The organism is Psychrobacillus sp. BM2, assembly GCF_048572895.1.
Lineage (GTDB): Bacteria > Bacillota > Bacilli > Bacillales_A > Planococcaceae > Psychrobacillus.
The window spans coordinates 161,303-186,648 of the sequence record NZ_CP183878.1 but is presented as its reverse complement, the minus strand read 5'-3'; the positions used below and the strand labels follow the sequence as shown (position 1 = coordinate 186,648).

The following is a 25,346-nucleotide window of genomic DNA, read 5'->3' as shown; positions in this document are numbered from 1 at the left end:
TATTTATTACATTGTAGATTAATCAAATGCGTCTTCGCGTATTTGATTCTGCTTTACTTTGTTGAGCTCAGCAGAATTTTAGTCAAGCGAGCTTGACTAATTTCCTTTGAAAGACTATGACATCCGTCGGAGGCTTTAGGCCAAGGGATGTTGGTCAAGGGATGTTGGTCAAGGGATGTTGGTCAAGGGATGTTGGTCACTTAGAAGTCGCCACAAAATGTGGCGACTTCTAAGTTCATTAAATGTTAAAGTGTTGCATCACGATTGCAATCTTTGGAATAAACATATGTTAATGGTTCTCTGCCCACTGCATACGCTGCTTGATGCACATACGGAGCCATAAAGATGTAATCGTCTTTTTTGACTGGAATCCATTCATTATCAAGATTATACATACCCTCACCAGATAACAGGTAGGCACCATGCCCTTGGTAATGTGTTTCAACAAATGGGTGGCTAGCTGCCGGGTCAAATGAAAGTATGTGGAAGTTCATATCGAAAGCAAGATCTAATGGTAAAAGATCTTTAAGATGTACATTGTGCATATCATCATAGTCCATGTACTCGATTTCATTCGCATGGCCCGAAACGACCCATGGCTTGCGTCCTTTTAATGGGTTGTGTTTTTGTTTGTAAAGGAATAGGCGGGAATCACTTGAATCCATATTTTCCAAATACATTTTTACGCCTGGTGGGCAATATAAATAGCCGCTTTCTTCTAAAACAAATTCTTGGTCATCCGCTTTCGCCTTCACTTTTCCGCTAAGAACGTAAACAAAGCATTCTACATCTTCTTCACCGCAGTAACCTTCGCTGTTCTTTCCACCTTCATGCATTGTGACTACGTAGTCGACAAAGCTTGCACCAAGTTTCGGTGAGCCTAAGATTGAAATTCTACAATTTTCAAATCCAGGGATGACATTATTTACTAACCCCTCTGGAGCGATAAGAGCATATTGACCTGGTTTAATAATTGATCTGCTTGAAAGTAAATCTTTTGGATAACCCATTTTTACATTCTCCTCTGTTTGCTTATATTTTCATCTGTATATCGAATTCACAGTGTTATTCTTTATAGCCCAATTCGTAAAGAGCACCAATAAGTGCTTTCACACCTTCCGCCAAATCTGCCGGCTCTGTAAATTCAGCTGGATTATGACTGATACCTTTCAGACTTGGAACAAACAGCATAGCTGTCGGAACAACAGGAGCAAAGATTTGGGAATCATGCCCTGCACCGCTGTGCATTACTTTATAATTGAGGCCGTTTTCTTTACATTGCTTTTCGATAAGTTCAACGACCTTTTGATCCATTGGAACTGGATCTTCATCCATCCACAGATCGATATTCATTTCTACTTCATGTTCTTTAGAAATTTCCTGCATTCTTGCTGTCATTTGTTCTGTAAAAGAAATAATAGCTTGTTTATCCGTATGTCGAACATCAATTGTGAAGACGACTTTTCCCGGTACGACATTCACAACGTTAGGATAAGCTTCGAATTTACCAACCGTTGTTACAAGAGGATCACCGGTTTCTATAGCCATCGAAATAATTTCATGGATCATTTGGCTTGAGGCAAAAACAGCGTCTTTCCGATAACCCATTGGCGTTGTACCCGCATGATTAGCTTCACCTGTTATTTCTACCGTATACCGTCTTTGCCCGACAATGTTGTTTACTACACCAATTGCCGTTTTTTCCGTTTCCAAAACACTTCCTTGTTCAACATGAACTTCTACAAAAGCTTTTAGATCCTTACGTGGACCCTTCGATTCTTCTCCGAAGCCAAAGCCCGCCTCTTTCATCGCCACAACAAATGGAATACCATCGAAGTCTCTGATGGTTTCAACATCTTCACGCTTCGCTAAACCGACAATGTTTTTGGAGCCCCAAAACGAGTAAGGAAAACGGCTTCCTTCCTCTTCGGCCATAGAAATGACTTCGATGTTTCTTACTGGTTGACCAAAATGTTTTTTCAAGTATTTCAACGCAAGAATTCCAGCAACAATTCCATATGCACCATCAAAACGGCCACCATTCTTCACAGTATCCACATGGGAACCAGTCAAAATAGTTTCATTTGTGTTTTTTCCTGTTAACGTCCCGAATAAATTCCCAATATCATCAAATCGAGCTTCCAGGCCTTCGTTTTCCATCCATTCTTTTAATGCGTGTTGACCTTCAACCCACTCTTTTGTATAGAGTAAACGAGAAACTCCGCCTTCAGGATCTTTTCCGAATTCGGCTAACCATTCAAGCTTGCTAGCTGTTTCTTCTGCTAGATGATCAAGCTTTTGTACAATATCTTTCATATCGTTCATCTATTTCACCATCCTTTTCTGCGCTATGTAATGTCTATAATTATTTTGGTAACGCTACTATTGTTTGTAATACATACAGATAGTATGCACTGAATTGTTTTTAGTGTTTAGCTACACTATTCATTGTAATCGTTGCCATAAAAATAGTCTTTAGCATATAGAGATGAAGATTTTCATTTCATTTAACTAAGATGGATAACTTATATAAAAATCTAATTTCCCGTCAACACTCCTTCTACCTGAAACAATGATGGGGATATCCCTTATGAGCAACCCGTCTTGATAATAGAAAACTTTCGGAAAATCGAGTCGAAAGTACACTTATTATAATTTCCAAGTCAAATATCCATTCCATAAAAATTAGCAGGGCTCAGTCACTCAAAATGTTTTCGAAAAAGCCATTACTTTTTTTACCGTTAAGTTTATGCAAGCCAAAAGGGCATGAAAAAATCTTTCAGACCCTTTTTAATTCGCATTCATTATTATATTTGTAAATCGGTTTTATCGGTAATCGTGTCCCCTATATCCTTTTGCTCGTCTTTCTTTTCATTACCGTAACTGTCCCATTTGAAAAGGTTCTCTAATAATAGAGCTAGAATGATCCCTACTAATAATCCACTGCTAAGAACTGGACGAATCACACTTGGAACTGTAACGAAATAAGAAGCAGGAAGAGTCATGATCACAACACCTACAAACAATGGAACAGCAGAACGATAAATATTGACCGTATTGAATTCAACCTGTTTGAAGAAATTCAAGGAAGAATTTAAAAGAAGCAAATAAGAGACGAATAACGCTGCACTACCAACACTTAATGGAAGCTGTGAAAAAAAGTGGCCAATAGGTGGAATGAGGCCCATTATGAGAAACATAAATCCACCAAGAACAAACGGAATTCTTTTTATTATTCCTGTTTGGCTTAAGAAACCAATCGAAGAAACGTAAGGTGAATTTGGAACAAGTCCAAAAAATCCTGCTATAAGAGTGAAAATACCTGTAATCGTAAAGGAAGCTCTGTATTCTGATTTAGTCGTTTCCACCTCATACATACTTTCAGTTCCTTTTAACGCACCAACCGTATTTGCCGAGTTTAACAATCCTGCAATAACAGTCGTGATGATAATTCCGATGTCCCATGCAGGCTTTCCTAATGGGAATAGTTCAAGGCCAAACGATGTAGCTTCACTGACAGGATTTTCTGGCTTGAAAATAAGCGCATAAATAATCCAACCACCAACAATTCCGATAAGTAAACCATAACGTCGAATACTTGAAGGTGCCTTCACACTAATCACAATCACAATAATTGCTATCACTATTGATAATAAAGAAATCGATACGTCTATATGCGCATCCCTTGCTTGGTTGCCAAATGGAATGCCTAGCATTCCTTTTAAAAAGATACCAATTAATTGACATCCGAATAAAAACATAAATACTCCCATTACAGCAGGCTTAAATAAATTGGCTAAACGAGGTCCAAACCCTGTTACACCAATCAAAAAAGTCAAAATGGAGGTAATGATAATTCCAACCGTTAAACTGCCCCCCAAAATAGGTAAAGGCATCCCCTGTGCCACAGCCGTGGAACAAAGTGTTAAAATTACACCCCACCATAGTCCCGATTGTCCTTCCATAATTGCTCGTTTATGCCCTAAAAACGCTTGAACGATACATGCCAACCCAGTCACGATAAAGGAAAGCTGAAGCATATTGACAATTGTGCCTGAGGAAAGTTCAAATGCCGTCCCTACAGTAATCGGTATAACAACTATGTTGGTAAAAATAAAAAAGAGCCACTGTAAGCCCGAAATCCAGTTGCTTGATTTTAATAACTCATTAATAACAATCACCTTTTCTTTTATAAATAAACAGCAGCCTTGATACCTACTAGAACTCCCGCTAACATATCTACACCAGGTGTAAGGCTCATCTCTTCAAGGGAATTAAATTCGTTCCCCAGTTGTTTGCCCAGTACTTGACATACCCTTAGATGATATGATGAAAACTTGGTTTTCAACGCGCAAAGGAGATATTCCAGAACGATGAAGGTCGCCCTTTTTCAGCAGTGTTTAGGATCTTAACTGGTAATACTTAGTTGGTCTTTAGTGCTGAATGGGCGGTAATAACGCTTGCACAGTCAGTTAATACGACCGCTTCGCATTCATTATAGGGATTTACCAAATGTAAATTATAAACACTCTATAGTATTCCCTAATTTTCGACCATTATTTATTCAGTCTACAGCTATCGGTTGGAATTGTCATTGTTTACTATGAACAATTTATGCTTTGATTTTTGTTTACTTTTAACGTAAAATGAACAACATAGTAGCTAGATTAAATTCTTTATGAAATCTTTATATAGAGAGGGTATTCGCATGAAAACCATAAATGATTTATTTATATTGGAAGGTATGAAGGAAGCTATTGTACTTGCAGGCCATCGCGGTCTAACTAGAAATGTACAATTTGTAAATATATCCGATACGCCTGACGTGATTAATTTCTTGGCTGAAAACCATCTTCTCCTTTCCACCGGATATGCGTTTAAGGATGATACAGAGAAATTCTGCGAGTTAATCAAACAAATGCACAACTTAAATTGTTCTGGCCTTGTCATCAAAATCAGCAGATTCTTTCATCAATTGCCGCCTGAAGTAAAATTACTGGCTGATGATCTTGCTTTTCCAATTATTGATTTACCGACAAATCATACATTAGGTGAAGTTTCCCGCCATATTTTGAATTATTTGAATGATCATGAGGCAGAGCAACTGTATTATGCATTGCATGTTCAAAAAGAGTTTTCCAATATGCTCATCAAAGGATACAGTTTAAGTGCTCTATTAGAACAATTAGGCTATCTTTTAGCACGTCCAGCCCTTTTATTGAATCACAGGGGAGAAAAGATTGCCCAAAGTCATGATTTTTTGAAGGAATCAATGAAGGATATTAAACAGGAGATCCTTCAGAAGGTGAATGAAGACTTACTTGTTGCACGAGAAGGAACAACGTTTTCAATCCCATCAAGGGAACATCAAAGTGTTTCTACTTTTCCGGTTCCTACAAAGCGTCAATATCCAAGTATGCTCGTCATTTTCGATTCCCTCACCTTACCATATCCTTCTTCACAAATGGCAATAGAACAGGCAGGCAATGTCATTTCATTTACAATCGTAAAAGAACAAGCAATCGAAGAAAACTCGAGATTGTTAAAAAATAACTTTTTCGCTGATTTAATCGAAATGAAAATCCAGTCCGATGAAGAGATATTTAGCCGATCTAACTATTACGGACTCCAAAAAGGCATGGAGAATGTATGTGTAGTATGTACAATCGACGCTCAAGGGGAAGTATATGAAACGTTGCAACTTTACGAAAAAAAAGTCGGAGAGTTGCATAATAGCGTTTACGACCAGCTTGAAGATGATATTATACATGGAGGTTTCGAAGCTACTTTATTTACAAAAGGAAAGTACTTCGCCATGATTTTACAGTTTCCAAAATATAGTGAGGAAGAAATTAATGCGATCACACAATTCATAGAAAATGTCCAAGCAAACTTCAATGGAGATTTCACCCTTTCCTTTGGAGTAAGCCGCTCAGTGTCATCCCTTAAAGAAATACCTACCACTTATCATGAAGCTGTTGAAGCGATACTGACAGGATACGAACAAAATTTAAAAGGGTTTATAAAATATTACAAAACAAGGGATTTGGAGGAATTGTTAAAATCCCTTCCTCGTAAAGAATTAAAAGCCCTTTATGAAAATACATTAAAATCATTGGCCTATCCAAAAACAAAGGAAGAGCAGGAACTAGTAAAAACGATTCAAGTTTACTTAGATGCTCAATGTGAGTTTTCGGAAACGTCAAGAAAATTATTCGTTCATCGAAACACGGTGAAATATCGAATAGAAAAAGCAGAGGAATTGCTAAGCTGCTCCCTTCGTGATCCGATTGACTCTTTGCGGATACGCGTCGCCATCATCATCGGCTCTATTCTAAAAGAAGAGGAAGAGGCTTTTAGTTAAGAAAAACGGGACAAGAAGAATGCTTAGTTCCTTTATGTTCAAAACCTGTTTCTATTGTTTACAGAGTGCTTTGGACAGAATTGTCGCTTTATTATTACCGCGTGAGTTTTTAAAGATACTGGTTGGTTATGACCTCCGTCACAACCAACCAGTATCTTTTTTTCTGTAATCTTATGGCGTTTGCCTGTCCGTCGCCCTCCTACAACGTATAGAAACAGGTAAATGCATTTTTGGATAGCTAGAGAAAAGCTAATTTCCTATTTATAGGAGAAGCTCTCCAAGATACAATTTCGTTCGCTATTTCCCTTCTTTATGAGTCAAACACTTACTATGTCTCTTTATTTTCACAACAGAACCATCCAAATAGTGAAAAAATTCGCTATACCCCAATTTCGATCCACTTCTTTTGTCGGCAAAACATCATTACTATAGCCGGCAACCATCGCTTTCTCTCTATATGATTCAAAAAAAATCCCTCCTCATGAGGTCACTAATTATCGAAACTCTTTGTTTAATTCGTTAAGAAACTTTTTCTCTTTCTCAGACTCAATCAACCAATTGATTCCATAACAACATTAGATTCGAATAACACTGTTTTAAACTCTAAAAACGTTATTATATTAGTGAGCTACATTATTATACAAAATAAAAAGTTATACTTCTTTAGGTCAGTTAGCCAAAGAACGAACTTTTATTATCTATTGCAAACAAGGAAGTTTAGGTTTGTGTTCATTTGCACAAATAATTGTTCAAAATGAAGAACAAAAATACCTCATAGAGATATTTCTCCATGAGGTATTTCCAGAAAGGATATTTATTTTTCGAAAATCGTTCCTTTTTTGAAACTTGAGCCTTTAAAGGCATATTTCGATAGAAGGTAGTAAGCTACTCCTGCTACTACTACACCAATTATCCATGCCAGCTCGACCTCTACAAATGCAGCGGCCGCACCGATCAACATCGCGATCAAGCCTGCTGGATTATATCCGGCATAAGGACCTTCTTCATTGTATAAGTCGGTAGTATTAACTTTTTGTTTTCTTAAAATATAATATTCGACTAAGAGTATTGAAATAACCGGTCCTAAAAATGCAGAATAGATTAATACGAACAAATTCAGACCTGCAGCCGATGACTCTTGTACAAGCAACCAAGGGAATGCACAAAGAGCAAGCAATCCTGTTATAATCGCAGATACTTTATATTTAAGTTTTGTTAGCAATGTTATAACATATGCTGGTGGTACAACGTTTGCTACCATATTTGTCGCAATTACTGTTAATACAATAAATGCCGATACAGCTACAGAAATATAAGGATTATCAATAACGATTGGGAGTGCCATAGCAGGATTCGTTACACCTGTTGCAGAAGCCAACATTGCTCCGATAACAATAACAAAACCATATGCAAGAGTGATTGGTGTAAAGTATAATAATCCACGTTTCTTATTACTTATACCAGTTTTCAACTCTCTGGAATAGTCTGCAGCACTAACAAAGATACCTGCATAATTCCCTAAAAAGACCATGATGAGCCCGAAGAACGGTAATCCCCACGAACCTTCAGCTTTTACCCAAGTATGAGCAATTTCAGTGCTATAGTTTGATACAAGAAGACCAAACACATAAATAAGTCCTATCATGAAAACAATCGAAGCAAATGTCTCTACCCATTTGATTGCATGGAAACCATATAGCGATATAACAATTTGAATTAACTGTAGTACAACGAAACAAACAAATATGTTATCAAATGATCCATCCGTAACGATCTTCGCTATTTCATTTAAAGCTGTACCACCAATCCAACTTTGAATTCCGTACCATACAATTGCAGGTATACCACGTAATAAAGAAGAAATAACTGTACCTTTTGTTCCAAATGACATTCTAAGTTGTACAACATATGGAATACCTTTTGTATAGCCTAGACGGTCATTTAATGCGAAAATTGTTGAAATGATCGCAATTGAGATTAAAGCTGCCAGCATTGTCTGGAAAACATTTAACGTTGCCACTCCTGCTACAATTACACTGGCTCCTAATGTCATATTACCTATGTTAACCCCATCGCCCATCCACATGAAAATATAGTCTCTTGGTTTAACAGTCCTATCTTTATCAGTTTTCGGATGTAGTGATTCATCCAATCCCGTGATATGTTCAATCTGCGTCACTTTTGTATCGTAACTTTCATTTGTTGTAGACATATGCCATACTCCTTTTTTATCGTATGATGTTTTGAAGCTACGTTTATTTTAACGATAAATAAAGTTTAACCTGTTACTAAATAATTATTACACTATAATCAGTGTTTGCATTTGGAAGGGTAATTTTCTCCCCATAATTGGCAGTTTCACTTTAATTAGTTAAATAACCTCGAGTTTCATTGGATTAACTTTTTTATCCTCTCGGAAACGTTTTCATAATGATGAACATACTTATTATACATAGCTTTATAAAGAAGGTCTTTATGTCTATTAAACAAAATGTACAAGCCTTTACTATATACTGTGCATAACAATAGTTACAATAATGGCTCCATTGAACAATCTTTTGTACACATTGAACAATCTATTTCTATGGAAATATAGGAATTTAGACATAAATAATGTCTCTGGAAAATAAGTGGCAATAGCGAAAATTCAGATTGATAGGTAAGAAAGTTTAAAAACTAAATTACATACTAAAAATTCTTCAAGGTATTTAGTGAATCAATAGTTTCATTCTAGTCTCCTAAAAGAAAAAGCACTGGAATTTTACCAGTGCCGTGCAGATAGTGAGAGACTATTTCTCGATTAAAATTAGTACATTAAATTAGTTATACTTTTCTCTTGGCAATCATTTCAATCTCTACTTCCGCACCTAACGGTAATGCTAAAACTGCCACACAAGTTCTAGCTGGGTATGGATCGTTGAAGAACTTTTTATATACTTCATTCATAGACGAAAAATGATCCATATCCGTCAGATATACATTTACTTTCACAACATCATCATGTGTTAGATTTGCTGCTTCTAATACTTCCAATAAATTTGTAAAACATTGTTTGGTTTGTTCTGCAATATTTCCTTGCAAGTTTTCTCCTGTCTCTGCATTCATTGCTGTCTGACCAGATAAAAAAATAAAGTCATCCGCTTCTACTGCATGTGAATATGGCCCTGATGCTGTTACATTTTTTGCACTATACGTCTTTCTAACCATTCAATAACACTTCCTTATCTTTTCAATGATAAAATTTAATATTTATGGATTTTTTCCCGTTCAAGAAGTTCGGTAATCTTTAATCCGATTTGAACTAATAACATTTCTTCAGCATCATCAAAATTCATCCCTGTAATCTCCTTGATACGTTCAATACGATATACAGCTGTTTTATGGTGGATAAAAAGAAGTTGAGAAGCTTTTGTCGCATTTTGATTGCATTGTAAAAAAACTTTTAATGTGGTTAACAAATCAGTTTTATTTGTATGTTGATAATTTAACAGTGTCTGTAAAGATGGCGGAATAAAAGTCTTTAACTCTTCGGAATTAGTGAATTGACCGAGCATCCTAAAAACCCCTAATTCAGAATAAGATGTAATGGATTCTTTACCATTTAAAACATCTCCAAATTCCAACGCATCTTGAGCCTTTATATAACTTTCGGAAATATTATTTATATGTTCTGATAGTGTCCCTATCCCAACTTGAATAATTATTTCGTTATCTTGTCTTTTCACCAAATCTAAAATGGTCGATACTCTTTCTTTAATTTTGATCAACCATTCTCGATCTTCAATATCGACTTTCCAAAGCACTACTTTTAAACCGCTTTTACTGCCAATAATCGCATCTGGTACATACTGATAAATAGCTTCGTGAAGCAACGTCTCTTCATTGCCTTTAGATATTCCTCGTTTCACTTGTTTCAAAGAGATCGATTCATTGTTCTTGCTTATTTTGAATAACACAACTGCAAATGATCCTTCTATATCCCAACCAATTAAATTGGCATCTTGATAAAGAATATTGGAAGGTATTTTTCCCTCGATTAATTGTTCCAGTAAATCATTTTTAAATCGTTTGTTTACTTCTGCCACAGCAAATTTCTTGACTAATTCTAGCGAAAGTGAAGTTGCAGCATTTTCAACTGCAATAAAATCAAGCTCTTCCAAAGGTTTATTCATTTCACCGATTAATAGGTAAGTTTTTATATGGTTAATTGTTTCAATTGGAACGACTATTTGATGTCCAATTTTCTCTTTTTGTTCAAGGTACTTAACAATTTGCCGGTAATGAGGGAATTTCATCTCTTCTGTTTTGTCAAAGTGATAATATTTTTCGATAATCTCGAAATTGGTTAGATAAGGGAGTGTGGAAGCTAAACAAAAGAAATTTCGGTCAAATAAGGCGACAGGATTTCCAATTAGTTTCTCTAATGTCTCAATGATTTTTTCTGGACTTTCATCAGCCAACGATAAAGCGGTAAACTGGTCATGAATTTCTTTATAATACTGAAGTTTTTTTACTTGAGTATTCAAAATTTCTCCCATCACAGGATACAGAATATCAACATAAGGAACTTCTTTAGGAATTTGGATGATCGGCAATTTACACTTTTCCCCTTCATCGATGATAGACTGGGGAATCTCATTTACAAAACGATGGTTTTTAATCACTAATGCACTAATTTCTTTTTCAGCTAATTTCGCAATAAACTGCTTTTGCTCCTGTTCGTTAAAAAAACGAATAGGATATAAACTTGTCAAAATTAATTCTCCACCTATTAACCAGTCAGTAATGTCTGGAGCTTCCATAATGGTTGAACCTTTTACAACTTTATGCAAATATTTTTCCCCGCTTAATACAACTGCCTTTTTGAGTGAGGATAATTTCAAAACATCTTCAACACGAAATTCCAAATAGCTTCCCTCCTCTCTACTAAGAAAAGGACCGAGAAATACCTCAGCCCTTTGTAATCCTTTATTACCTGTTAATCACAACATATAAACTCTTTTATAGTTTTGGAAAATGACCGTTTTCATAAACAACCTGACCATTTACAATGGTTGTCTTAACTTTTCCTTTAAATGTCATACCTACATATGGTGAATGTTGATGACGATAGAACAAATCTTCTTTTTCTAATCTAAAGCTTTCATCTAAATTAACGATTGCGAAATCTGCATCATAACCAACAGCAATATCACCTTTATTGGATAAACCAAATATTTTTGCAGGATTTACTGCCATTAAAGCAACAATCTTTCCCAAAGGTAAATTACGTTTTGCATAGCCTTCTGTCAGCATAATATTAAATGTTGATTGTGCCCCAGAAATACCACCCCAACCTTCGAAATAATTATCCGTAATCGTCTTCATTGAAGCCGGTGCTGGAGAATGGTCAGAGGAAATCACATCAATTTCACCATTAGCAACTGCCACCCATAAATCTTCTAACTCATCTTCATCTCGTAAAGGAGGCGCGCATTTGGCTAACCCACCTTTTTCTTCTAGGTCTTTTACAGTTAATGATAAATAATGTCCACATGTTTCTACTGTCACATCTACGCCTCTGCGTTTTGCTTCTTCCACTTCTTGAACTACTTTTCTGCTACTCGCATGAACGATATGTAGTTTACATCCCGTTGCTTCCGCATAAGAAATAATTCTTCTAACAGCTTCTATCTCTGAAATAATCGGTCTTGACTCAACAAAATCACGTGCAGAAGTTTTCCCTTCTTGCAACTTCTTCGTTGCAAGCTGTTCACAAATTACCGTACTTTCCGCATGGACAGCAAGTAGTGAACCAATAGAGGCGATTTCTTTCATTCCTTTATAAAGCGTTGCATCGTCAGCATGATGGAAATCATCTATACCACTTGGCGACATAAATGCTTTAAAGCCGATGACACCATTATCGTAAAGTTCTTTTAAATTATCAATATTCTCCGGTACTAGCCCGCCCCAATAGTTCGGGTTAATAACAGATTTCTCTTCGGAAAGTTTTCTTTTTAAATCTAAATTTTCTTTGTTTATCGTTGGGGGTGTACTGTTTAAAGGCATATCAAAATAAGTCGTTACTCCTCCCGCAGCCAAACTTTTACTTCCTGTTTCAGCGCCTTCCCATTCCGTTCTTCCAGGTTCATTAAAATGCACATGAGAATCTATTAAACCGGGGAAAACATGAAGACCTTCTGCGTTTATTTCGTTAGCACCTTTTGAACTAATTCCTTCATTTATTGATACTTCGGCAATCTTGCCATCCTTAATCGCAATATCTCCTTTTGCAACTGACTGAGAAGTTACAATGTGACCATTTCTTATAATTAAATCGTAATTTGTCATAATTATCGCTCTCCCTTTAGTAAAAAAGTTCGAAATTCTATTTTATTTTACAGCTACTAATAGTTTCCCGATTGGTTCTCCTACGATTCCTTTTTGTAAATCGAAAACTACATTACCGCGAACAATCGTTTTTGTTACACGACAGTCGATTTTTCTGCCCTCATAGGCACTATGTTTGTTTTTATAATATAAATCTTCTCTTTTAACAACATAGGATTGGTTTGGATCTAATAATATAATGTCTGCATCTTTAGATACAGCTATTTCCCCTTTATAAGGCAAGCTAAAACGTTTGGAAGGGTTAAATGCAATCAAATCGACAAACTTTTCAACCGCTAAACCACGTTGCTTTACAGCTAAATCAAACATTAAATCAACGTTATTCTGAACCCCACTAATTCCGCCCCATGCTTCAAATATATTGCCTTGTTTTAGGTCTTCCGTACATGGTGAATGGTCAGAAGTTAACCAGTCGATATTGCCATTCAATAACTCGTCCCATAATTTTGCTTGGTCTTTAGCTTTTCGAAGTGGCGGCTGACATTTTGCTTTTGGACCAATTTCCGCTACTTGCTCAGCAGTCATCGCAAAATAGTGTGGACAAGATTCAACCGTTACATCTAATCCTTCCGAACGTGCTTTTAAAATTACCTGAATGGCTTCTGAGGTACTAATGTGTACTAAGTGTAATTTACAACCTGTTTCCTTTGCAAACAAAATGGCACGCTGAACAGCATCTACTTCGGTGAAAATTGGACGTGAATCAACATAATCCGCTGCGGATGTACGGCCTTCTCTAATCATTTCTTCCGTAAGCTTAGACGTAACTGAAGGGTTTTCAGCATGGATACATAAAATCCCACCCAATTCTGCTATTTTTTGCATTCCCTTATACATCGTATAATCATCGACATTAGTAAAGTCTCCAGGAATATCACTCGTAATATCTGAAAGGAAACATTTAAATGCTAAAACACCTGCATCAGACAATTCTGCTAGTTTATCTAGATTTTCGGGTACAAGTCCGCCATAGAAACCATAGTCAACATAGTTTTGGTCAATTGCAGCATCAAGTTTAAGATTAAGAGCTTCTTTATTAATTGTTGCCGGTAATGCATTCAGTGGCATTTCAACATAACTTGTCGTACCTCCAGCTGCCATTGCTTTTGACCCTGTTTCAAATCCTTCCCACTCAGTTCTACCAGGTTCACTAATATGAACATGCGTGTCAACCATTCCAGGCATCACATATTGCCCACTAGCATCAATAACTTCTTTTGCTTCATCTGTTATTTCCATAGCTATACAAGCAATTTTTTCATTTTTAACTCCGATATCGACTTGACGGACTCCATCACGAAATACAACATTTCCATTTTTAATAATTAGATCATACATCATTACAGTTCCTCCCTAGTATTAGGATATTTCATCTTCTATTGAATTTAACGCCTTTTGATAGCTATCATGAATATAGCTCTAATTGCCCCTGTAAAGAACGACATATCATAAAGTAGCTTAATAACAGGAACAAATTGACCTATTAAACTAAATCTCTTTAGCTTTTCCCAAACTATTTTGAGCTATTCGGACTTTGAATTTTTCAACATGTTTATTTTAACTATTTGAACACTTAGATTTAAAAAAATTTTACTTTTTTCCCTACTTTAAATTACTCCGTTCACTACATAGCGCGGTTTCTCGTTATTTAATACTTTTACAATATTTTCAGCTGCCATTACGGCCATCGCATCTCGAGCTTCAAATGTGGCGTTACCAATATGAGGGGTTAAAACAACATTTTTTAGTTTTTTCAAGCCTTCACCAATAGAAGGTTCAAATTCAAATACATCTAATGCTGCACCTTCAATTACTTCCTCATTTAACGCCTTTATAAGAGCTACTTCTTCTACAATAGGACCACGTGCACAGTTTATTAAATAAGCTGTTCTTTTCATCATTTCAAATTGTTTCGCACTAAACATGTGTTTCATACTTGGGTTATATGAACAATTCAGTGTAATAAAATCAGATTGAGTTAATAATTCGTCAAGTGAAACATATGTAGCATTTAATGATTTCTCTATCTCTTCGCTTTTTTGGTGTGGGCTATAGTATACAACTTTCATGTCAAACGCCGCAGCCCTTTTTGCGACTGCTTGTCCTATTTGTCCAAATCCCACAATTCCAATTGTTTTTCCTGTTACTTCACGACCACGGAAATAAAGTGGTGCCCAGCCATTAAAGCCAACTGTTCGGCATACTTCATCACCTTCTACCACCCTCCTTGCAACCGCTAGCAAAAGAGCTATCGTTAAATCTGCTGTTGCTGCAGTAGAAGCAATCGGTGTATTGGTAGTGGGAATTCCTTTAGCTGCTGCATATTCAAAATCTACATTATTGAAGCCTGCTCCATAATTTGCGATAATTTTCAAGTTCGGAGCTAGATCAATAATTTCTTTTGTGACTGGTGTTGATAATAAACTTAATAGGGCATCTTTATCTTTAATACGTTCTTTTAATGTTTCTTCTGAAATTAACGTATCACCCTGGAATACCTCTACCTCATGCCTTTCTTCTAACAAGTCTAGTCCCTTTTGTGGAATTTCCCCTGCAACTAAGATTTTGGCCATTCTAATAAACACCTCTTCAATATTTTTTGTAATAGGAGGATAATTTCCTAACAATTAATATTCCCTTAATCCACTCATATTATAGATGCGAAACCATCTAGCAAGCGCTTTCAACAAAGACTTATTATTTGTGATTTACTTGTTTCTTTCAAAATTATATACAACAGTTAATTATACTAGAGAGGGGAACAGAGATTCATTTGATAATGAAGATAAAATGTAGGTCATACTTTTAGTAAAAGCGGATAAATATTATTGTCCTTTTTCTTATTTACTTTCGATAAAAGTAGGTTATGGCTGTGTATGAGTGATTTGTCTTTCCTTTTAACGTTTATGAGCAATTCTCCTAATTTACTGCATATTTAAAGGCCATTTATTTTTATGATATAATTAATAATACCGAATCATTAAGTTGAATTAATTCAAAGATTAGTTAGATTATAATGATAAAAATTGACTATTTTATAAAAGGTGTGTGTCACAACAAGATGAAAACAACTGTCGTTTATAAAAAAGGTGAACAATTCGAAATAAAAGCAGATTTTTATCCCACCGCTACACAGTCTGCTCCTGTCATTGTTTATATTCATGGTGGGGGGCTATTTTGGGGATCTAGAGAAGATATGAAAGCTGAACAGGTTGAATTTTATGTACAGGCGGGATTCAATGTATTTTCGATTGACTATCGGCTTGCACCCGAAACAAAAATTCCTGCTATAAAAACAGATATTGAAGATGCACTTTCCTGGCTAAAACTTGAGGGTATACAACAGTTTGACTATAATCCAGAAAAAATAGCAGTGGTTGGCAGCTCAGCTGGTGGCTACCTTGCCCTTTTATCTGGTACATTCGATATAAAACCACAAGCAATTGTCTCGTTTTATGGATACGGTGATATTACTGGAGAGTGGGCACTAAAACCAAGCCCGCACTACAAAAAAATGACAGTTGTCCCAAAAGAACTTGCCGACATGCTCGTATCAAATGAAGTCATTACCGTTGGACCGATTCAAAAACGTTATGCCATCTATATGTATGCAAGACAAAATGGTGTTTGGATTGATAAAATAAGCGACATGGGAGAAAAAGATCTTCTACCGTTTCGCCCAATAAATTCTGTAAATGCGGATTATCCGCCAACACTTTTATTACATGGAACATCAGACGAAGATGTTCCATATGAACAATCAGTAAACATGTCTGAAGCATTGACGAAAGCTGGAGTTGAAAACCAGTTGATAACTATTCCAAATGGCAAACATGTATTTGATGAGGATTGGCAAAGTGAGTCTGTGCAAAATGCATTTGATGATGTCATTCAGTTTCTAAGAAAGCATCTTCAAAAAGACAATTGATCCAAAACAAGAGAGGGTGTCCACTTATTTTTAGTGGAACACTCTTTTTCATTTTTCTAAAAATCACAACGGGTTAATCGTGTTGCAAGGTTAACCGTTGTATATATATTAAACAATGATAAATCAGGCTTTTGAATAGATGCCAACATACCAATGGCGCTACCAACTGAATGCCCAACAAAAGGTACCTCTTTTAGTTCTAGTTCAGTAAATATCTCTATTAAATCCTGTGCATATCCACGAATTTCACTGTATCTTCCAGGTTATAAACTATAACCAAACTTCCCTGAACCTAATCTTATCACAAGCGATGGTGATGGTTCATCGCTCCCCCCGCGGAGGCCAACAGGACGTTGGTCACGAAGGCTTTGCCACAGGAGGTGGCAAAGCCTTCGTTCCTTTGTCCCCACCTGAAACGGAAATCAGCGATATTTATCATTCCTTCAAGCACCGAAACCCCAGTGTTCACAGGACATTTTTAAATACTTTCCTATCCCTCAAAAAAAAAAAAAAAAAACACCCTTACCATTCCTGGCAAGAGTGCTCTATAAATGTTGTTGTAATAGTCTTTTTAAGTAAGCCGCCTTTGCCGTACATTCATTAGAAAGTTTTAAACCACCACTCCTCAAAGTGGGTGTTCGCAGAAACTATCCTGCATGTCCTCATTGTCTAAAAAGAGAATAAGGCGTGTCATTCCAGCTCTATATAAAACTCCCTGTTACAGCTTAAAGGTTAAAACTTAATATCCATACGTACAATGCAGCTTATGTTTATATAATATACTCTTCTCAACAATTTATCAATGGAAATGATTTCATTTTATGATTAGGTATAATAGAAAGTAAAGATATGCTGGAATGAGGGTGTGATGAAGTGGATAACAACCAACCAAATAGTGAGCTTGAGGAAATTAGTGATGAAGAATTACAGCTACTAGTTCTGGAAGCACAGCGAGAGGCACTTGAAAAAGAAGCGTTAGAAAAAACGAGGTCAAAATCTAAGCGACCTTTTCCAAGATGGATTTTTTGGACAATGGCTTTCGTTTTGTTCGTCAATACATTTGCGATGATTTTTCAAATTTACTCCATTCCTGCCATTGAATTTATCAAGACCTCCGCTAGGCTTTCTGCACAGGAGGATATTGCCCGATATAAAGAGGCTGTAGTTGTTGTTTTAACAGATGACAGCAAAGGAACTGGATTTTCTATTTCTAGTGAAGGAAAGATTCTCACTAATTATCATGTTGTGGAGGATAATGACAACGTAATAGTTGGTTTTCCTGAAGCGGGACGTTTTAATGCAGCTGTTATACAAACCTATCCATCTATTGACCTTGCAGTATTACAGGTCGATGAAGAAGACTTGCCTTATTTAGAGCTTTCGGAAAACCCCTCCTATGAATTCGGTGATCCTATCACATTTATCGGAAATCCTCTCAAATTTACCGGGATTGCGAATGAAGGGTCATTAATTGATTTTCACCAACTAAGTGATTGGAATGTTCCTGTAATGATGATGGAAGCTCCAGTATATAGAGGAAATAGTGGAAGTCCTGTTTTAAATGAGGATGGACAAGTAATTGGTGTTGTATTTGCCACTTTAGACAATGAGGAGCATGGGAAAGTTGGATTGTTTATTCCGATTGAGGAATACTATAAAGCACTAAAATGATTGCAGAAAACCCGTTAAGCACTAGTATGCTTAACGGGTTTTTTCATGTTGTTTTCGTATGGAGGTGAACCTCTCTCGTTCACGCTATTTTTGCTCTTATATAGAAGCGAACTGCTCTCGTGTATAATAATCACTTTTCCAGATTCAAATATGTCTCACGCCAAGCAACTCGCTCTTTTTCATTCAACTCATTTTCGAGCACTTCATCCCACCGATCAAGGAATGTATTCCAAACTCGTGCATAAAGGAGGTCTTCTGATTTGTTATATAAAATAAATTCAAAACAAGGAACATCATCCACATATAATTCAGAGTTGGAGACAATTTCAGAAACTACGGTTTGAAGGTCACCATCCACAGTTTCCATTCCGTTTGCTTGTAGTGCATCTACTAGAACAACGTCTTCCCATTTTAATCTGGCCTTTTTTTCTGATGCATGCCGATAGAGGTCCAACGTTTCTTCCCCGTCCAATGCTGGTTTTATTTCTCCTTGTAAAAAAGTGCAATGACTTGGGCTATAAAGTAGGTTCTGACTTCGAGCATCTAGTTCTTCCTCAAATATTCCGTCCTCAAGCTGACTAAACCCTTTTTCTGTTAGCGCGAATACTTGATCTTTTATTTCGATTAAACGAGTTCTCTTCATAATATTGATCAAGTCTTCCATAAATAGCTGCTCCACAAGGAGTAATTCACTGATTTGCTTAGCACTTGTCAATTTTGCTTTCTGACAGGTTATCAGCATCATTTTCATTAGAACATCCATTTTTATACGCTTTACAGGTTTGTATTCCACTTCAATTGTATGAAGTGGAATCGTCCATGCGGTGGATGACACTATTTTCACTTGGATATTTTGTTGCAATTCTTTTTTTAGACGTTTTTCCAGTTCGTTCATTTTAGTATACTCCTATAGTAAAAAGCATTATTTCTTCATGATATCCTGAGAACTAATCAACCCGTTCTTATCTTTTACAATTTGAAGCAAACGACCATACATTTCTCTAGAAGTTCTTTGTTTTGCTCGTTTTGTGAACATCTGAGAGCTTCCGACCAAAACAAGCAGCTCTCTCGCTCGTGATAATGCCACATTTAATCGACGGTAATCATTTGCAAACCCTATATCTCCACTCTTATCTTGATTGTTTCTTACCATACTTAGTAAAATGACATCCATTTCCATCCCTTGAAACTTGTCCACAGTTCCAGTTCGGAAGGTCAAATGAGATAAGTTAACCTGTTGCCCTATAAGGCGGTCAATTCGTTTGACTTGTTCTCCATAAAAACTAATGACCCCAATACTTTTAAGTTCATCTGGATCCATTCTACCTTCTTTTTTAGCAGTTGCTGTAGCTTCATTCAAATCTAATAGAATCTCACGAATAGCATCTAATTCCGCTTGGTTAAATCGACTTTTTCCATCCTTCATCCGCTCTTCAAAATACGGTTTTTCGTTTGGCATATCTAGCCATAGCAGATGATCTTTTCTTTTCACATGGCGTGATTCAAGTAGATGATCCCGAGCTGTGTCAGAATCGACCAATCCGCATTGTAGTCGATAATTTTCTTCCTCATAAAACGGGGTAATTGTCTCCATTATACTTTCATGCATTCTATACTGGATTGCTAGCATCGTTTTGCTCGTCTTAGGTAAATTTTTGAATAAACGCTCGAATAATGATTCTTTCAAAAGCTTTTTCAACTCATCTTTTTCTTCCAGATTATCGCTTTCATCTAATATTGCTTGTAGTGTTTCATCTAAAGTGTCCTCCCCAACAAGAGGAGGAAGCTGATGATGGTCACCAACTAAGATAATTTTCTTACCTTTTAACATTGGTAGAAGTAACTCAGGTGGTGTTGCTTTAGAAACTTCATCTATTATAACTACATCGAAAACGGGATAGTTATCCATAAACTCCTTACGAGCTGATGCAACGCATGTTGTTCCAATTACATTGGCATGACGCACATATAGCTTGCGAATTTCATCTAAATCGTGGTCATTTGCTTCTTTTAATAATGAGTACCATTCATTTTGAACTGCTTGGGTGATTGGAAGATGATTCTTCTCTAGCTGAAGTTTTACCATTTCCTCTTTAATTTCTTTTATAGCTTCAACAGTTTTTTCGAGTGCATGTTCTGGGTTTTGAAGCAGGATTTCATCTAAAGCTTTTAGTATACGCTCCTGCTCTAAACCATCTGCATTCACTTGTTTTGTTTTTAGCTCATTGTCCTGGAGAATCGCTTCTATCTCCCCTAGTTCCTCGGTCGTCTTTTGAAAATGATTCTTTTTCATTTCCAGTTGTTCCATATAGCTTATAACAGTTTCTACTGTTTTTTCTAATTTTACAATAGATCCTTCCATTTCGAACTTTTTGTCTTTTAGCTCTGATGAGGTTGGTAGTGAATCGATTGGAGCAATTTCTGTTTGTAGCTGTTTTACTTTATTCTTCAAAAGCTCTAGCTGATTCTTTTGGCTGACTGCCATTTTGGCTAATTCAATTTTGAGTTGTTGAAGAGCCAATGATTCTCTGCTAGTATCACTAACCACCTGGGTTTTAATCGTTTGAAATTTTTTTATCGAACTATTTTTTGCCAACTGAACGGCCGATTTCTGCTTCATAACAAATTTTTCTCTTACATAGAGACCCTCTAGTAAAATGGCTAATTTCTCCGTCGTGAGATCGTCATCTCCAGAGGTCATTATATTTTTCAATCTATTCATAAACTGATGAATTTCTTTTATCGTATAGGTCGAATCAAAAAGAATACCACTTCTTCCAATATTATTTCGAACATTTTCCACGGGAAATTTGTATTTTCGAAGTAGCTTTTCTACATAATCTATTGCCGATAATAAGCGAGCATTTAAATCCTGCCAATCGACGAAGGTTTTAATATGATCTATTAGTTCATCTAACTCTGCCGTTTGCTGTTGTAAGGGTACAGAAAGTTCCATATTATATTCTGCCATTTTACTTTTCAGCTGGTCGATTTTTCTAATAGAATCTATTTCTTTCCGGAACAACTCAAGATGATTTAGTTTTACTTCTGTACTTTTATACTTTTCTCTAGATTCTTCCATGGACGTTTCCACTTTATGTAAGGAATCTATCGCCTCTCGGTATGAAAGGAGATCTTGTACTTCTTTCGTCTTTACTAGTAGATGACTAACTTTTTCTAATAACTCATCTTTCGAAGAATTCGATTCGATGAATTGTTCCATTTTTTTAATTTCGTTGGATAAAGCTTCTGACTTGCCTTGTTCTTCTAGAACATTAATTTCTAACTGTTCATGGTCTTTTTTCAATAACACTAATTCTTTTTTTAGCTTTTTAATTTCTTCGATTCTTACTTCATATTCAACTTTCGCTTCCGCTTTTTGTTCAATCGCTTTTTTTAATAATATTTGTTCCTTATTTAATTCCTCAATTTGATGCTCAGATTCAATTATCTGTTCAAGAAGCTGACCTTCTTTTAAGGAATGCTCGTCCAATTCATTCTGTAAAGTAGCTAAGGTTTGTTCTTTCCAGTACTGTCCTACATTTTCTTCAATAAACCTCTTGCCTTCTTCTTCAATACTTTCTGTCCTACCGAATCGTAGAATACGTATTTCTTTGTTTGAAAGTAATCTACTAAGGGCATTGTCTACTGCTAAATTAGATTGAGACGCAACAAGCGTACGTAAGCCGGCCTTAGCATTTTGCTGACATATTTCAGATATTACTGTCGTTTTTCCAGTTCCAGGTGGACCTTGAATGACATACAGATCCTCTGCAGACATCGCCCCCATAACTGCTTCCTGTTGAAATTCGTTTAGCTGGTTATGGAATTCTAATTCTTTACGTTTTGCGTTTATACGAATGGTCGGTCGGTCTTCAAATAAGATTTTCTCAAGGTTTGGATTGGCAGCAAATCCATTTTGCAAATCTTCAAATCCCTTTCGCAGACGTCTTATTTGGCTAAGGGAGGCAAAATTACTAAACACTGCCTCTTTCGATTTAGGATTCCATTGGTTTTTCCTAGCTAGTTCACGAAACTTGGGTTTGATCTCTATTTCTATCGTTTGTTTTACTCTGTCTGATTTCAAAATATCGCCAACATCGTTTTGGAATCCTTTTAACGTAACACTAAGACCTCTTAGATTTTTCCATTCGTTCGCATTCATCGTACAACCATGCAATGTCATACGACTAAAATCTGCATTGAAAACAAGTTTAGAGTACGGACTAGTTATATCTGCAATATCTGCATTACGTTCTTGAATCTTCAAGTAGCCTTCCCAGCTAGAAATTCGTTTTTTCACATACTCTGAACGCTCTTCTGCAACAGGAAGATCTTGAATTTTCGTGTGTAGTGCAAGTGGCATTCCTGCTCCATTATTTCTAGCAGTAACAAATGTCAAATTAACGGGAAGTCGACGATTTGTTCGAACTGGAACCTTTGGACCCCTCACATAAAAGCCAGTTGCAAGCAAGCCATCCTTTTGCAAGATACACTCCATCACCAATACTCGATTATCTACTTTTTCTGTTAGCTTAATGTTTGTTACATTATCAAAATATATGGAAAGCGGCGTATTCCCATGGTTATTTAACGGGCGCTTTTCGATATGTACTTCAAAAGAACTTTGTATGTTAAAAAAGGCATGTTCATCAGTTGACCATTCCTGAATTCCTTTGCGCGCCTTATTTGTAATCATTAAATTACAGCGCATCGTTTTAACTAAGGTTGCTGATTGGCTCATGAACAAACCTCCTTCTTTATAGTAGTGTTTACGTATTTTGTCCAACTTATATATGTTATCATTTTTACCTTAGAAAATGCATAATCCAACTTATCTATCTTTTCTTTTAAACTAATCACATATAATTCCAATGACAATTATGGCAAAATTATGAAATTTTAGTGAATTAACCATTGCCAACTCTATTAATCTTTATTATGATAGGTTTACAGTTTTTAGATGGAAAATTCTAAAAATTAAATATATTTTAGGAGGAACGTGCATGGCGAATAATATTGGAAATGCTTCAAACACGGTGAAACCCCTAGAAAAAAGGAAAAAATTGTCGAAAAAAGGCGTAGATCCAAGCTACAAAAAGACAACGGATAGTCCCAACTATTCGGTGATCGCTGAAAGTACAGAATTTAAGACCTTAAAAAGGAAGAAGAAAAAATTTATATTACCTATTACAATATTTTTCTTACTAAGTTATATTTTGCTTCCTATTTTGACCTCCTATACGACTATTTTAAATAATAACGCCTTTGGAGATATAGCTTGGGTTTGGATTTATGCTCTTTTACTTTTTGTGATGACCTGGGTATTATCCATGATCTATGTACGTAGAGCAAATGATTTTGATAAAGAAGCCGAGAAGATTTTTGAAAAAGAGAAGGCTGGTGATTATGAATGAATGCAATAGGATTATCATTTTTTGTAGGAATAGTAGCATTGACTTTATTTGTTACGTATATTGCCTCGAAACGTACAAATTCAGCGAGTGAGTTTTATACAGCTGGTGGAGGATTAACTGGCTGGCAAAACGGGATTGCAATTGCTGGAGATTACTTATCCGCAGCCTCTTTCTTAGGTATCGCAGGAGCAATTGCGCTTTTTGGTTTTGATGGATTCTTCTATAGTATAGGTTATTTAGTTGCGTACTTGGTCGTGTTATATATTGTAGCTGAACCATTACGCAATCTTGGAAAATATACGCTCGCTGATATGATTACTGCCCGATTTGATCAAAAAAAGATTCGTGCAGCTGCTGCAATAAGTACATTAACAATTGTTTTGTTTTATATGATTGCACAGCTTGTAGGTGCAGGCGCACTTATTCAATTATTATTAGGAATCGATTACTGGATCGCAGTGCTTCTAGTGGGTGTCATGATGACTATTTATGTACTTTGGGGTGGAATGGCCGCCACTAGCTGGGTACAAATTATTAAAGCCGCTTTGTTGATGGTCGGAACAGTTCTTATTTCTTTCTTAGTATTATGGGAATTCGACTTTAATATTTTTGGAATGTTCACCGAAATGAAGTCTGCCACTGCTAATGGTGAAGCATACCTACATCCAGGTGTGAAATATACAAATGGATTAGATACGATATCGATGATGATTGCATTAGTACTTGGAACCGCTGGTTTACCACATATATTAATGCGTTTTTTTACTGTAAAAGATGCAAAAACTGCTCGTAGCTCCGTTGTTTATGCTACTTGGATTGTAGGAATTTTCTACGTATTAACTATTTTCTTAGGATTTGGTGCTGCTGCAATGGTAGGTTCTGATAAAATTATTGCTGCAAATCCAGCTGGAAATATGGCTGCACCTTTACTTGCACAAGCTTTAGGCGGCGACATTTTAATGTCATTTGTCTCTGCAGTTGCATTCGCTACAATTTTAGCAGTAGTCGCAGGACTCGTTTTATCAGGTGCCTCCGCTTTTGCACATGACTTATATGGACAAATTATTAAAAAAGGAAAAGTAACAGAAAAAGAACAAATGAATGCTGCTCGTCTTGCTTCAGTTGGAGTTTCCGTCTTCTCTATTCTATTAGCGCTCGGTGCACAGACTATGAACGTGGCATTCTTAGTATCACTTGCTTTTTGTATAGCAGCAAGTGCCAACTTACCAGTAATTATTTATACAATCTATTGGAAAAACTTTAATACAACTGGCGCCTTAGCTGCAATCATTACTGGTCTTGTTACCGCACTAATACTCGTCGGCTTAAGTCCCAACTTGTGGGCGGTAGATGGTTCAATGTTCTTTACAGGTGAAGCAATTTTCCCACTAACTAATCCTGCTCTTATCTCGGTTCCAGCTGGATTTATAGGTGGCTGGATCGGAACACTAGTGGGGACCCGTGCAGATCAACGAAAATATGCGGAAGTCGATGTAAAAGCAAATATTGGATTGAAGTAAAATAATTCCTTGAAAAAACCGATTCCTATTGGGAATCGGTTTTTTCATTCATA

General features: G+C 36.3%; 16 protein-coding genes and 1 other RNA gene. 5 read left to right on the top strand and 12 right to left on the bottom strand.

Annotation, left to right across the window (positions count from 1 at the left end):
• Nucleotides 1–245: 245 nt before the first annotated feature.
• The 3 genes from allE to ACN6MX_RS00820 all read right to left on the bottom strand — a co-directional run bounded on the left by allE (nt 246) and on the right by ACN6MX_RS00820 (nt 4,181).
• Complete coding sequence (gene allE, locus ACN6MX_RS00830) at nt 246–1,010, bottom strand: (S)-ureidoglycine aminohydrolase (RefSeq protein WP_419960799.1); 765 nt, start codon at nt 1,008–1,010, stop codon at nt 246–248.
• 55 nt (nt 1,011–1,065) lie between these two features.
• On the bottom strand, nt 1,066–2,325 hold the full coding sequence (gene allC, locus ACN6MX_RS00825; RefSeq protein WP_419960798.1) for an allantoate deiminase: 1,260 nt from the start codon (nt 2,323–2,325) through the stop codon (nt 1,066–1,068).
• 482 nt (nt 2,326–2,807) lie between these two features.
• Complete coding sequence (locus ACN6MX_RS00820) at nt 2,808–4,181, bottom strand: uracil/xanthine transporter (protein WP_419960797.1); 1,374 nt, start codon at nt 4,179–4,181, stop codon at nt 2,808–2,810.
• A gap of 527 nt (nt 4,182–4,708) precedes the next feature.
• Between ACN6MX_RS00820 and ACN6MX_RS00815 the strand changes: the two genes are divergently transcribed.
• The gene (locus ACN6MX_RS00815) at nt 4,709–6,364 is read left to right on the top strand and encodes a PucR family transcriptional regulator (RefSeq protein ID WP_419960796.1); all 1,656 of its coding nucleotides are present in this window, start codon (nt 4,709–4,711) and stop codon (nt 6,362–6,364) included.
• An 814-nt stretch (nt 6,365–7,178) separates the two neighbouring features.
• Here ACN6MX_RS00815 and ACN6MX_RS00810 read toward each other — a convergent pair.
• The 6 genes from ACN6MX_RS00810 to ACN6MX_RS00785 form a co-directional block, all read right to left on the bottom strand.
• Nucleotides 7,179–8,576, bottom strand: a complete 1,398-nt coding sequence (locus ACN6MX_RS00810; RefSeq protein WP_419960795.1) for an NCS1 family transporter — start codon at nt 8,574–8,576, stop codon at nt 7,179–7,181.
• Between the two features lie 611 nt (nt 8,577–9,187).
• On the bottom strand, nt 9,188–9,571 hold the full coding sequence (locus ACN6MX_RS00805; RefSeq protein WP_419960794.1) for a RidA family protein: 384 nt from the start codon (nt 9,569–9,571) through the stop codon (nt 9,188–9,190).
• 35 nt (nt 9,572–9,606) lie between these two features.
• Complete coding sequence (locus tag ACN6MX_RS00800) at nt 9,607–11,271, bottom strand: PucR family transcriptional regulator (RefSeq protein WP_419960793.1); 1,665 nt, start codon at nt 11,269–11,271, stop codon at nt 9,607–9,609.
• A 94-nt stretch (nt 11,272–11,365) separates the two neighbouring features.
• Nucleotides 11,366–12,697 (bottom strand): allantoinase, encoded by a 1,332-nt coding sequence (locus tag ACN6MX_RS00795; RefSeq protein ID WP_419960792.1) that lies wholly within the window; start codon nt 12,695–12,697, stop codon nt 11,366–11,368.
• Nucleotides 12,698–12,739: 42 nt separating this feature from the next.
• Nucleotides 12,740–14,098, bottom strand: a complete 1,359-nt coding sequence (gene allB, locus ACN6MX_RS00790; RefSeq protein WP_419960791.1) for an allantoinase AllB — start codon at nt 14,096–14,098, stop codon at nt 12,740–12,742.
• Nucleotides 14,099–14,364: 266 nt separating this feature from the next.
• Nucleotides 14,365–15,330, bottom strand: a complete 966-nt coding sequence (locus ACN6MX_RS00785; RefSeq protein ID WP_419960790.1) for a 2-hydroxyacid dehydrogenase family protein — start codon at nt 15,328–15,330, stop codon at nt 14,365–14,367.
• A 488-nt stretch (nt 15,331–15,818) separates the two neighbouring features.
• Here ACN6MX_RS00785 and ACN6MX_RS00780 point away from each other — a divergent pair, with 488 nt between their 5' ends.
• On the top strand, nt 15,819–16,685 hold the full coding sequence (locus tag ACN6MX_RS00780; protein ID WP_419960789.1) for an alpha/beta hydrolase: 867 nt from the start codon (nt 15,819–15,821) through the stop codon (nt 16,683–16,685).
• A gap of 573 nt (nt 16,686–17,258) precedes the next feature.
• Here ACN6MX_RS00780 and ssrS read toward each other — a convergent pair.
• Nucleotides 17,259–17,454, bottom strand: a non-coding RNA gene (gene ssrS / locus ACN6MX_RS00775) — 6S RNA.
• 104 nt (nt 17,455–17,558) lie between these two features.
• Here ssrS and ACN6MX_RS00770 point away from each other — a divergent pair.
• On the top strand, nt 17,559–18,356 hold the full coding sequence (locus tag ACN6MX_RS00770) for a S1C family serine protease (RefSeq protein ID WP_419960788.1): 798 nt from the start codon (nt 17,559–17,561) through the stop codon (nt 18,354–18,356).
• 130 nt (nt 18,357–18,486) lie between these two features.
• Here the strand turns inward: ACN6MX_RS00770 and ACN6MX_RS00765 are convergent, their stop codons facing one another.
• Together ACN6MX_RS00765 and ACN6MX_RS00760 are read right to left on the bottom strand one after the other, a co-directional pair.
• Nucleotides 18,487–19,251, bottom strand: a complete 765-nt coding sequence (locus ACN6MX_RS00765) for a hypothetical protein (RefSeq protein WP_419960787.1) — start codon at nt 19,249–19,251, stop codon at nt 18,487–18,489.
• 27 nt (nt 19,252–19,278) lie between these two features.
• A complete protein-coding gene (locus ACN6MX_RS00760; RefSeq protein WP_419960786.1) occupies nt 19,279–23,100 on the bottom strand; it encodes a DEAD/DEAH box helicase in 3,822 nt (1,273 codons plus the stop codon).
• 262 nt (nt 23,101–23,362) lie between these two features.
• Between ACN6MX_RS00760 and ACN6MX_RS00755 the strand changes: the two genes are divergently transcribed.
• Together ACN6MX_RS00755 and ACN6MX_RS00750 are read left to right on the top strand one after the other, a co-directional pair.
• Nucleotides 23,363–23,773 (top strand): DUF485 domain-containing protein, encoded by a 411-nt coding sequence (locus ACN6MX_RS00755; RefSeq protein ID WP_419960785.1) that lies wholly within the window; start codon nt 23,363–23,365, stop codon nt 23,771–23,773.
• The gene (locus ACN6MX_RS00750; protein ID WP_419960784.1) at nt 23,770–25,293 is read left to right on the top strand and encodes a cation acetate symporter; all 1,524 of its coding nucleotides are present in this window, start codon (nt 23,770–23,772) and stop codon (nt 25,291–25,293) included. The genes ACN6MX_RS00755 and ACN6MX_RS00750 overlap by 4 nt, the downstream gene beginning before the upstream one ends.
• Nucleotides 25,294–25,346: the final 53 nt, after the last annotated feature.